At 63.6% G+C, this 8763-nt stretch carries 12 protein-coding genes; 3 read left to right on the top strand and 9 right to left on the bottom strand.

Going from position 1 to position 8763, the window contains the following annotated elements; genetic code table 11:
* Positions 1-139: 139 nt before the first annotated feature.
* On the top strand, positions 140-886 hold the full coding sequence (locus RB623_RS21735; protein WP_308059074.1) for an SDR family oxidoreductase: 747 nt from the start codon (positions 140-142) through the stop codon (positions 884-886).
* A gap of 3 nt (positions 887-889) precedes the next feature.
* On the opposite strand, the gene RB623_RS21740 is transcribed toward RB623_RS21735, so the two are convergent.
* Together RB623_RS21740 and RB623_RS21745 are read right to left on the bottom strand one after the other, a co-directional pair.
* Positions 890-1435, bottom strand: a complete 546-nt coding sequence (locus RB623_RS21740; RefSeq protein WP_308059075.1) for a DUF3291 domain-containing protein — start codon at positions 1433-1435, stop codon at positions 890-892.
* A gap of 78 nt (positions 1436-1513) precedes the next feature.
* Positions 1514-2389 carry an SH3 domain-containing protein gene (locus tag RB623_RS21745; RefSeq protein WP_308059076.1) on the bottom strand — a complete coding sequence of 292 codons (876 nt, stop codon included), beginning with the start codon at positions 2387-2389 and terminating at the stop codon, positions 1514-1516.
* A gap of 240 nt (positions 2390-2629) precedes the next feature.
* Here RB623_RS21745 and RB623_RS21750 point away from each other — a divergent pair, with 240 nt between their 5' ends.
* Entirely contained in the window at positions 2630-2953 is a 324-nt protein-coding gene (locus tag RB623_RS21750) for a hypothetical protein (RefSeq protein WP_308059077.1), read from the top strand.
* Here the strand turns inward: RB623_RS21750 and RB623_RS21755 are convergent.
* From RB623_RS21755 to RB623_RS21780, 6 genes are read right to left on the bottom strand one after another with little or no spacing between them, the layout of a single operon-like run.
* The gene (locus RB623_RS21755; protein ID WP_308059078.1) at positions 2922-4208 is read right to left on the bottom strand and encodes an FAD-binding oxidoreductase; all 1287 of its coding nucleotides are present in this window, start codon (positions 4206-4208) and stop codon (positions 2922-2924) included. The genes RB623_RS21750 and RB623_RS21755 overlap by 32 nt on opposite strands.
* A 24-nt stretch (positions 4209-4232) precedes the next feature.
* Entirely contained in the window at positions 4233-4520 is a 288-nt protein-coding gene (locus RB623_RS21760) for a type II toxin-antitoxin system RelE/ParE family toxin (RefSeq protein WP_308059091.1), read from the bottom strand.
* A complete protein-coding gene (locus RB623_RS21765) occupies positions 4520-4756 on the bottom strand; it encodes a transcriptional regulator (protein ID WP_308059079.1) in 237 nt (78 codons plus the stop codon). Before RB623_RS21765 ends, RB623_RS21760 begins: the two co-directional genes overlap by 1 nt.
* 58 nt (positions 4757-4814) lie before the next feature.
* Complete coding sequence (locus tag RB623_RS21770; protein WP_308059080.1) at positions 4815-6248, bottom strand: glutamine synthetase family protein; 1434 nt, start codon at positions 6246-6248, stop codon at positions 4815-4817.
* A complete protein-coding gene (locus RB623_RS21775) occupies positions 6238-6447 on the bottom strand; it encodes a hypothetical protein (protein ID WP_308059081.1) in 210 nt (69 codons plus the stop codon). Before RB623_RS21775 ends, RB623_RS21770 begins: the two co-directional genes overlap by 11 nt.
* A gap of 7 nt (positions 6448-6454) precedes the next feature.
* Complete coding sequence (locus RB623_RS21780; protein WP_308059082.1) at positions 6455-7177, bottom strand: glutathione S-transferase family protein; 723 nt, start codon at positions 7175-7177, stop codon at positions 6455-6457.
* A gap of 82 nt (positions 7178-7259) precedes the next feature.
* Between RB623_RS21780 and RB623_RS21785 the strand changes: the two genes are divergently transcribed.
* On the top strand, positions 7260-7721 hold the full coding sequence (locus RB623_RS21785) for a helix-turn-helix domain-containing protein (protein ID WP_308059083.1): 462 nt from the start codon (positions 7260-7262) through the stop codon (positions 7719-7721).
* Between the two features lie 257 nt (positions 7722-7978).
* On the opposite strand, the gene RB623_RS21790 is transcribed toward RB623_RS21785, so the two are convergent.
* On the bottom strand, positions 7979-8434 hold the full coding sequence (locus RB623_RS21790) for a response regulator (protein WP_308059084.1): 456 nt from the start codon (positions 8432-8434) through the stop codon (positions 7979-7981).
* Between the last annotated feature and the right edge of the window lie 329 nt (positions 8435-8763).

An 8763-nucleotide genomic window follows, 5' to 3' on the forward strand; every position in this document is an offset into this window, starting at 1 on the left:
CTCTCCCCCTTGCAGGGGTAGAGGAACCTAGGCTGGAGAAGCGCCGGCATCGCGGTAGCGCCTTTCTCTACCCCTGCAAGGGGGAGAGGTGGCCCGAAGGGCCGGAGTGGGGATGTTACCAAATTTGCGGGGAGGAAGAATGAGACTCAAAGACAAAGTCGCCATCATCACCGGCGCGGCATCCGGCTTCGGCGAGGGCATGGCAAGGCGCTTCGCCGAGGAAGGCGCCAGGATCGTCGTCGCCGACCTCAATGCCAAGGGCGCCGAGCGGGTGGCTGGCGAGATCGGCGGGAATGCCATCGCCGTGACGACCGATGTCTCGCTGCGCTCCGAGGTAGAGGAGATGGTCTATGCGGCGAAAAGCGCCTTCGGCCGGGTCGACATCATGGTCAACAATGCCGGCTACACCCACAGCAACGGCGACATGCTGAAAGTCGAGGAAGATACCTTCGACCTGATCACCGCCATCAACATGAAGGCGATCTATTTCTCGACGCTGGCCGTGGTGCCGATCATGGAGCGCCAGGGTGGCGGAGCGATCATCACCACCGCCTCGACCGCCGGTCTGCGTCCGCGCCCGGGGCTGACCTGGTACAACGCCTCGAAGGGGTGGGCGATCACCGCGACAAAATCGATGGCGGTGGAGCTTGCGCCGAAGAAGATCCGCGTCAACTGCCTCTGTCCGGTGGCGGGCGAGACCGGCATGCTGGCGCAGTTCATGGGCGAGGACACGCCGGAACGCCGCGCCCAGTTCAAGTCGGTGATCCCGCTCGGCCGCTTTTCGACCCCGCTCGATATTGCCAATGCCGCGTTGTGGCTCGCCTCCGACGAGGCAGCGTTCATCACCGGCGTGGCGCTGGAGGTCGACGGCGGCCGCTGCGTCTGACCGTCAATCCACCCGGGTCCTGTCGTCCGTCTTTCGCTGCCGGAGCGCGGCGCGATCGATCGCGGTCGGATGGCCGTGCTCGTCATAAGGGTGCTTGAAGTCGAAGGCGAAAGCGCTGGCCCCATGGTCGTGAAGGTGCTCGAGCCGGGCGACGCCTTCCGCCCATAGCGGCATGCGGTCCGGCTCGACCCACCACAGCACGTAAGGCGGCCATTGTGGCTCGACGAACCAGTCGCGGGCATGGCGCAAGGTTTCACCGTGGAAACCCGCATAAGAAAATGCCATGAGGGAACCGAGATCGCGCCAGAGCGACAGCGTCGACGGGGCCCATCCGTCGCCGTGATCGACATGGAAGCGCGGATAAACCTGCCTGCCCCAGCTTGGCGGGCCGGGCTCGTCGGCATAGCCCGACCGCGCGACAAAGCCGCCGCTTTGTTCGGCGGCGGCGAAGTTCCGGTCGTTGCGGTCGTGGAATCCCTGGATGCTTGGATGATCGGCGCGCTGCCGGAACATACCGAAATTGTAAATGGCAAGACTTTTGCCACGCATTGCGTCACCTTGCGGGAGTAGTTTGAAGGGAAAAAGCGGTCCGAAGACCACCGGACGGGCTGGAGTGGATTGGCTCGTCTACCGGCCGTTGTTGCGCAGGAACTTGCGGAAAACGAAGCCGCGCTTGCCCTTGTAGATGATCTCGCACCATGAGGCGCAGGACACCACCTGCACGTCCACCCTGCCGGGCACGGTGCCGAGCACGCCGCCACGGTCGTCCGGCTTGGCTCGCATGGTTACGGAGCGTACCGTCTTGCCTGGGCGGCCGACGCTGGCCGTCTTCTTTTCGGCCTGCTGTTCCGCCTGGCCGGTGACGTCGGGCGCCGGCGTGGCTATCGGAATGGCGGCGGTCGCCGCTTCGTCGGCGCCGCCTTCGTCGTCGGTAGCATAGGCGGTGGCGATGGTCGGGGGGGCGGTCTTGTCCGCGGTTTCGCCCTCTTCAGCGGAAGCTTCGACGCGGGCCGTCTTGGCGGCGCCGGCCGCCGCATGTCCGCTCGTCGCGGCGATCCAGCGGGGATCGGTCGGGTCCAGCGGTTCGACATCCATCGCGGTGGCGGCGGCCGCGTCCGGCGCTGCGGCTTCGACAGGCTCGGGCTTCGCGGCGGCGGCCGGTCTCGCCTCGGCGGCGGGCTGGACGCGCGCTGCGATCTCGGTGGAAACAGTCTCGGCCGGGGCGTCGGTCTCGGTATTCGGTGCGGTTGCCGCCGTGGCGGATTCGGCCGCCACGCTCGGGGCTGCCTCGACGCGCGCAACGATCTGGTCGGCGGCATCGGAAGGCAGAGCCAGCCAGATGGCGGTGCCTGCAAGTCCCAGCATGGCGATCGAGCCGATACCGGCGACGATCAGATGCGACCTCTCCACGAGCCGGCGCCAGACCGACGGCCGCACGTCATAATGCAAATCCAGCGACACGCGCCGGGTCTTGGACTTGCCGGAGCCGAACCAGCCCTTCAACGCAAACCTCTCCGCGCTTGCCGATCTTGATGCGGCTTCACGCCTTGGAAATTCACCTATGCCGAACGCCGTTTCGGCATGACAGAGAACCCAGCCAGCATCACCTCCCTGAACAGGCTGGTCCTACCACTCTGGACGAAGATTGTGGCATCTCTGCGCCCAAGAACCCATTTTCCACCAGGAAGAGGGTGAAAAGGGCCGTCTTGAATAGACCCTTCAGCGACGAAAACGCAATCCCGCATGGCGGTCAAGGGCTTTCGGACGGGACAATTTCGCCGGAACGTGTCGCGCGCCGTTGCCGAAGCGTGGAAACACATCGGCGCCCATTTTGTCAGCGGCGCCTGCGCGGCGACGCCAGGCAACGAGGACGGGTGCCGATGCAGAAGGGGCTGCGTCTATCGGATCGCAGGTCACGACCGGCTCGAACCGCGGAAGCGCATCGAAGAGCAGCGCGAGACTCTGACGACGCTGATCTCGGAAAACTGGGGATACGCGGGCCCGAGGCAGGTGGAACGGCCGACCTGGTCCGGGATCAAATCCGGTCGCGCAGCGCGAACCAGTTGAGAGCCAGGAACAGCAGCGGCGAGCGGAAACGCGTCCCGCCGGGAAAAGCCGGGATCTTCAACTCCTCGAACAGTTTCAGCCGGTCGCGGTTGCCGGCGACGGTTTCGGCGTAAAGCTTGCCGACGAAGTTGGACAACATGACGCCATGGCCGGAATAGCCGCCGGCCGAAATCACGTTCGGCATCACCTCGCGCACGAACGGTTTTCGCGGCATCGTGATGCCGACATAGCCGCCCCAGCCATGGGTGATCTCGATGTCCTTGAGATCGGGATAGAGTTCGGTGATCTGCCGGCGGATGTGGATGTGGATGTCCTTCGGGTCTTTCACCCCATAGATCTCGCGCCCGCCGAACAAAAGCTCGCCGGTCTTCACGCGGCGAAAATAGCGCACGACGAAGCGCGAATCCGACACCGACTCGCCCCCCGGCAGCACCGGGCTGTCGTCGCCGAGCGGCACGGTCGCGCCGATGAAGGAGCCGATCGGCATGATGTGCGAGGCCGTCGACTTTTCCAGGTCGCCGGAATAGGCGTCGATCGCGAGCAGGCATTTTTGCGCCGTCACCGTGCCGCGCGCGGTCGACACGACCACCTTGCCGCCATTGGTCCTGACGCCTGTCACCCGGCTGTTCTCGAACAGTTGCGCGCCGGCCTCGGCGGCAACCCGCGCCGTGCCGATCACCAGCTTGAGCGGATGGATGTGGCCGGTGCCGGTGTCGCGCACGCCGCCGTAGTATTGGGTCGAGCCCAGCCGCTCGGCGGTCTCGGCAGCGTCCATGTATTTCATGTGCGGATAGTTGAACCGCGTCGTCATCGCCTCGGCATGTTCGAGGAATTCCGGCAACTCGCGCTTCTTGTGGGCGACGTTCATGTGACCGGGGCGGAAATCGATGTCGATCTTGTTGACCGAGGCGAATTCCAGCAGATGCGCCTTTGCCTCTTCGGCGAGGTCGAACAGAGCCTTGGCGCGGGTGAAACCGTATTCGGCCTCCAGTTCCTCCGCGCCGGCGCGCTGGCCTGTGCCGAACTGCCCGCCATTGCGTCCCGACGCGCCGTCGCCGAAGCGATACGCTTCCAGCAGCACGACGTTCGCACCCGTCTTGGCGAGATGCGCGGCCGCCGACAGGCCGGTGAAACCGCCGCCCACGATGACGACCTCACAGGTTCGGTCGCCGTCGAGCGACGGGTATTCCGGTCGCGGGCCGGCGGTGTCTTCGTACCAGGAATAGCCGGGGGAGATGGGGGATTGGTAGGTCATTGCAGCGTCTTGCTTGAAGGTTGGCTAATCGAATTTCTCGGGCCATTCGCGCGCGGCGTGAACAACGGCAAGAATCTCGACGTTTTCGAGTATCCGATAGACGACGATATAGGATGTGCGGGCAAGCACCAGTTCGCGTGTTTTCGCCACGCGCCCCGTGCGACCGATCCTGGGGTTTGCCGACAGCATCTGCTCCGTGCGATCGATCAGGCTGTTGACGAGGCGGTGGGCTGCTCTTGGACTTTCCTTGGCAATGTGATCCTGAATTTCGTCGAGGTGGCTGAGCGCCGGAAGCGTCCAGACGACCAGCATCACGACGGACGGTATTTGTTGCGTACCCTCTCGATGTCGGCACGCTTGGCAAATTCTCCACGATCTGCCGCGGCGATGCCCTCAGCCACCTTGTCCAGGAACTGCTCCTGCCAATCGAGCGAGTGACCATGCTCCAAGGCATCGGCGATCACCTCGGCGGCGGTCAGATTGGATCGAGCAGCGATCGCATCGACGCGCGCACGCAGTTCTGGTGCGATTTCGAGCTTGGATGTCATCACCGATTTATCGCATCGTCTATCCGGTTTGGGAATGGCGTCACGGGCTCGCGTACTCTCACACATTCAGCAGCAAATACTCCCGCTCCCACGGGGAAATCACTTCCATGAACGTCTCGAACTCGGCGCGCTTGATCGCCGCGTAGGTCGAGGCGAACGACGCGCCCAGCATGTCGCGAAGATCCTCGTCGGCCTCGAACAGGTCGACCGCCTCCAGCAGGCCGCGCGGCAGGTCGATCTCGTCCTCGTTGACCGTGGTGCCGACCGGCGCGTCGGGCTCGATCTTGCGCATCATGCCGATCAGCCCGCAGGCGAGCGACGCCGCCAGCGCCAGATAGGGATTGGCGTCGGACGACGGGATGCGGTTCTCGACGCGCCGCGCCGCCGGGTCCGAACGCGGCACGCGGAAGGCCGTGGTGCGGTTGTCGTAGCCCCATTTGGTGTTGACCGGGGCCGAGGCCGCCTGGGTCAATCGGCGGTAGGAATTCACATAGGGCGCAAACATCACCAGCGCGCTCGGCACGTGCTTCTGCATGCCGCCGATGAAATGCCGGAAGGCGTCGGTTTCCGCGCCATCCTCGCCGGTGAAGATGTTCCTGCCGGTCTTCTTGTCGATGATCGACTGGTGGATGTGCATGGCCGACCCGGGCTGGCCTTGGATCGGCTTGGCCATGAAGGTCGCGTAGGTCTCGTGTTTCAGCGCCGCCTCGCGGATGGTGCGCTTGAACATGAACACCTGGTCGGCGAGCTCGACCGGATCGCCATGGCGCAGATTGATCTCCAACTGCCCTGCGCCCTCCTCGTGGATCAATGTATCGATCTCCAGCCCCTGGCTTTCGGAGAAATGATAGATGTCGTCGATCAGTTCGTCGAACTCGTTGACGCCGGCGATCGAATAACCGGCGCCGCCGCCGATCGGGCGGCCGGAACGGCCGACGGGCGGCGTTAACGGATAGTCCGGATCGGGATTCTTGCGCACCAGGTAGAATTCGATCTCCGGTGCGACCACCGGCTTCAGCCCGCGCTTGCCATAGGCGGCGACGACGCGCTTCAGCACGTTGCGCGGCGTGAATTCGACGCTGCGGCCGTCCTGGTGGACGAGATCGCAGATGACCTGCGCCGTTGGATCGTCCTCCCACGGCACCACGGAGAGCGTCGAAAGGTCCGGGAGCAATTTCAGGTCGCCGTCATCTTCCGGATAGGCGAAGCCGTTGCCGTCCTCGGGATAGTCGCCCGAGATCGTCATCATGAACGGCGCCGAGGGCAGCGCCAGCGACGTGTTGGACGTGAACTTCTTCGACGGCATCATCTTGCCGCGGGCGACACCTGCCTGGTCGGGCGTGATGCATTCGATATCCTCGATGCCGCGCCATTCGAGCCACTCGCTGACCTGTTTCCAGTTGTTCACCCCGCGAAGGTTCTTGACATAGGAGGGCACACGGCTACGGCCCGCGCGACCTGCGGGGCGGACTTCCTTTTTTTCAGGCGGCATCAATCACCAGAATGTTGCGATCTTCGAAGTATAGCCGCGCAAATTGAACAAAGGAAAGGGGCCTGGTCCCGCAAGTCAATTGAGAACGTCGATGTCCGCCACAAGCCTTGCGGCCATCGGCATATTTCATGGACACGGCCCAGGCGGCGTCGAGCAACCCGGCCGTGATCAACAACGTCCATACGACGTCGTTGGTCAAGGCAGCATCATGCGGCGAGCCTCAGGAGATGAGCGTCGTGGACGACGAGGAACTGGCGGAGACGCTCGGGATAGTTGCTCTGCACGGCCTGAGTGACGCTAGGCCTCTCCGCGAGCGCGGCGCGCCAGCGAGTGATCTTCGGCATGTCGCGGAAGAGCGTCGGCATGCCGATCTCCTCAAACACGTCGAAATAGCGGAAGATCGGCGCGAAGACTGCGTCGACCAGCGAAAAATCGTCGCCGCCAAAGAAAGGACCGTCTCCGAGTTCGGTTTCGATACGGGCGAATTTGTCGATCAGGGCTGCCCGCCTGGTTTCGTACCCCTCGGGTTCCCTGGCGGTTTCCAGGCCCCACAGGTCGGTAAGGATCGACGATCCGAACTCGATCCAGCCGCGACGGCGCGCACGCGCCAACGGATCGATGGGGTGAAGCCGGACGCCGGCCTGCGTCTCCTCCAGATATTCGCAAATGACGGCGCTCTCGAACAGCACGGCCTCGCTGCTGTCGTCTTGCCGCACAATCAGCAGGGGCACCTTGCCGAGCGGAGACAGCGCCGTGAACCAACCGGGCTTCGCGGCAAGATCGATGTAAACACGGTCGAAGGCGACACCTTTCTCGGCAAGCGCTATGGCGGCGCGCTGTACGAAGGGGCAAAGGTGATGGCTGACGAGCGTCAACGCCGGCTTGTTTTTGCCGGCAACGCCGCCGGCGATCCGAGACTGGGCGGTCACTGGGCTTCTCCTATAAAGATGCATGTGCATGTATCTTTATAGGAGGCTTGCGGATGCTGTCAATATAGATGTAATTGCATCTATGTCCCGTCGCTCCTTCACCACCCGCAAACCGGCGCTGCTGTCAGAGGTCGTGGAACTTGCCTGGGTACGGCTGATGCGCAGCCAGCGCAGGATTTTCGAATCCATCGAGCGCGACCTTCAGGCGGAGGGCTGTCCGCCGCTCGCCTGGTACGACGTCATGCTGGAACTCGACCGCGCGGAGGACGGGCGACTGCGTCCCATGGAGATCGAAAGGCGGACGCTGTTCGCGCAGCCCAACCTGTCGCGCATGATCGCGCGGCTTGAGCGGGAAGGACTGGTGCGCCGCGAGGCGTTCAGCGACGACGGCCGTGGCCACTGGGTCGTGATCACCGAGCAGGGGCGACGCAAGCGCGCCGCCATGTGGGAGATCTACGGCGCGGCGATCGAAAAACATCTCGGAGCGAGGCTGACGGATGGCGAGGCTGAACACCTGGCAGACCTGCTTGCAAAGCTGGTCTGAGGCATTCGCCGCACGGCATATCATGGCCGGAGGTTGCACGGGCGACCCATGCGCCCACTGTGCTGGCAGCGGCGATCCCGCTAGGGTCTGTTGAGATTCAGGTTTTGAGGAGCCGAAAATGGCGTTTTTCGAGAACCGAAGCGCAGTGTACGTGGGGGTACATGAGCATCGGAAGCGCAGAAAAGCGTCATTTGCAGGCCCTCAAAACCCGAATATCAACAGACCCTAACCCGACGGTTTCGAGGTTTGCTTGGGGATCAGGTCGACGCCCGGCTGACGAACCTGTCGACCACGGGCTGCAGCAGTTCGGGCAGGATCGGCTTCGACACAACTGCGTCGACGATGCTGGAATGAGCGGGAGCGACTTCGGCGAAGTTGCCGGTGGACAGCAGGATGACTGCGGGCCGGCCTGCCGCCTGCCTGATCTTGCCGAGCGGCGACATCAACTTCTCGCAATCCGCGTTGGCGCCGCCGCCGTCGAGGATGACGAGGACAGGCTGCCGGCGGCGAAGGAAGTCCTCGGCGCGCTCCGGCGACTCGGACACGGGATGAAGCCCGGAGCGTTCGACGATCTTTGAAACGACGACGGCATTGATTCGCGAGCGCCCAACGACAAGCACCAGCAACGGATCAGCAGGCGCGTCCTCCGTCGCGAATATTTCGTGTCTGGAAGTTTCCGGCTCCACCCCTGCGCCGGAGATCGTCATCGCCATGCCGACAGCCAGATGTATTTGTTCTTGTTTTCGCCCGGACTCGCGGCAAGGCGAAGCGGGATCGTCTTCTGGAACGATGCTAGAACATCCGCCTCCGTTCCGCCAGCCGAAATATTGCGCGGTGGAAAACCTCCGGACCGTCGGAAAAATGGTATGGCCGCAAGGGCGCGAGCCCATGCGGCCATATGCGGGCTGGCGATGAGGTCTAGCTGTGGGCTTTCAGAAGGTTGTCCATTCGGACCTGACCGAGGAGACTGGAGTTACCACGCTTCAGATTCGTCGGAGGGTCCGAATGAACATTCATAAGAATGCCCGTCTCACGCCGCTGC

Source organism: Mesorhizobium sp. LHD-90, from assembly GCF_030929505.1.
GTDB lineage: Bacteria > Pseudomonadota > Alphaproteobacteria > Rhizobiales > Rhizobiaceae > Kumtagia.